General features: G+C 69.7%; 3 protein-coding genes. 2 read left to right on the top strand and 1 reads right to left on the bottom strand.

Annotated elements, in window-relative coordinates; all coding sequences use genetic code 11:
- Positions 1-110 precede the first annotated feature (110 nt).
- Positions 111-674, top strand: coding sequence for an N-acetyltransferase family protein (locus tag WA805_RS22280; protein WP_425243304.1), 564 nt, complete (start codon positions 111-113; stop codon positions 672-674).
- 4 nt (positions 675-678) lie between these two features.
- On the opposite strand, the gene ispD is transcribed toward WA805_RS22280, so the two are convergent.
- Positions 679-1,380, bottom strand: a complete 702-nt coding sequence (ispD, locus tag WA805_RS22275) for a 2-C-methyl-D-erythritol 4-phosphate cytidylyltransferase (RefSeq protein ID WP_422337676.1) — start codon at positions 1,378-1,380, stop codon at positions 679-681.
- A gap of 98 nt (positions 1,381-1,478) precedes the next feature.
- Here ispD and WA805_RS22270 point away from each other — a divergent pair.
- Positions 1,479-1,928: hypothetical protein (locus WA805_RS22270; protein WP_425243303.1), on the top strand; the 450-nt coding region annotated here is incomplete at its 3' end.

Here is a 1,928-nt window from a genome sequence, read left to right as displayed (position 1 = left end):
CCCGCGCGCGGGAATTCCATGATCACGAAAGAAAAGTATGCGTATAGGAGATTTTTCCTTCGTGATCATGGAACCCGTGGGTGCGGGCGGGGCCGGGATATCTTGGCCGGGTGGGTGTTGAGGTGGTTGGGGCTGTTGGGCGGTGGGAGGACTTCGCCTCGTTTATGGTGCCGCGCAAGCCGGGGGCCGGCGGGTGCGTGTGCGTGGTCTACAGGAATTCCAGCCTGGATATGGGCGGGCGGATTGACCTCATGCGGGGTCTGTGCGAACGGGAGCCTGGGCCCGGGGTGCTCGCGTACGTTGATGGCGAGGTTGCCGGGTGGTGCTCGATCGCGCCGAAGGCCAGCTATCGCGCCCTGGTGAATTCGCGGACGATTCCGCATGTTGATGACGCGGAGGCTTGGTCGGCGGTTTGTTTCGTGGTGCGGCCGGGGTTCCGGCGCAGGGGGCTGATGCACGACCTGCTCAACGGGGCGGTCGAGCATGCGCGTGCCATGGGGGCGACCGTGGTCGAGGGCTACCCGGTGGATCCTGACGGCAGCCGCATTGACCAGACCAGCGGCTACGTCGGAACCGTCGCTCTCTTCGAGGCGCATGGATTCGAGCGCGTCCAGCGGACGACTGGCCGGCGCGGCGGCAAGCAGCGCTGGCTCGTCCGCCGTGAGCTCGCCTGAGCGGTTAGCGCTCGGCTCGGAGGAGGGCTTCTGCTATGGCCAGATCGCTTGGGTAGGTGATCTTGATGTTGGATTCGCTGCCCTGGACTATGTGGACCGGGGTGCCGGGCAGGTAGCGGAGGACTACGCCGCAGTCGTCGGTGGGGGTGAAGTCCGGATCGGCAGCGGCCAGCTTGTGGGCCTTGGCGATCACCGAGAGGCGGAAGCACTGCGGGGTCTGGGCGCGGAACAGCGTCTCGCGGGGCGGGACGTGGGACACCACGCCGTCTGTCGTGACGATGATCGTGTCCGAACACGGGACCGCGGTGCCGGCGGCGTCGTGGGTCTGCAGCGCGGTCACGCAGCCGGCGATGATCTGCTGGCTGACCAGCGGGCGGGCGGCGTCATGGAAGAGGACGCCCGTGGTCTCTGGGGGGTTCCTGAGGAGCAGGTAGGCCAGGGCGTTGCGGACCGAGTCCGGGCGGGTGACGCCGCCCTCGATGATGGCGCTGACCTGGTCTCCGACCAGCTTCTTCGCCTCGGCAGCGTAGGCGGCGGGCATGACGAGGAGCACCTCGTCGATGCCGGGGGCCGAGGCGAAGGCTGTCACGCAGTGCTCGACGAGCGTCTTGCCACCCAGGGTGAGGAGCTGCTTGGGCATCGCCGCGCCGAACCTGTTGCCCGCGCCGCCGCCGAGCACCACCGCCACCGCCCGTGTCACCGTCACACCAGGACTTTAGCCGCCCGCTGTTGGCGTGGTTACCGCGGCGGATGACAGGCGCCTCGGTACGCTGGGAAAACGGCGCACCCGCAGGAAGGATGCCGATGACCGCGGAAGAGCTGGCCCCCAGCCGCCGCGCCGCGCTGGCCGCCGACCGCGTGCCCAGGGACGTTGCGCGCTGGGCCAGTTCGCGCAGGCTGACGCCGGTCACGATGGCCGCGTTCTCGGTTGCCTTCGTGGTGATCGCGGGGGTGTGGCTGGTCAGGGGCTCGACGCGGGACGAGGCGATCGCGCTCGCGCCCCTCCTCATCAGCTACGTGGTCGGCAGGGCCGGGGACCTGATGAGCATCCAGTGGATGTCGCCGGCCACCGAATGGGCGCGGGCCGGCTGCGCCGCGCTCAGCGAGTTCGTGCTGTACGCGGGCATAGCGGGCGGCGCCAGCCTGACCGCAGCGGCGCGTGCCAGCGACGGGCTGACCGGGCCGGCCGGCTCGCGGCTCAGCGGTACGTCAGTGGCCAGGATCGGCGCGCCGGGCTGGGAGGGTGTGTGGCGG

The organism is Trebonia sp., from assembly GCF_049794275.1.
In the GTDB taxonomy this organism is placed as follows: Bacteria; Actinomycetota; Actinomycetes; order Streptosporangiales; family Streptosporangiaceae; genus Trebonia.
This window is presented reverse-complemented; position numbering and strand designations above follow the sequence as displayed.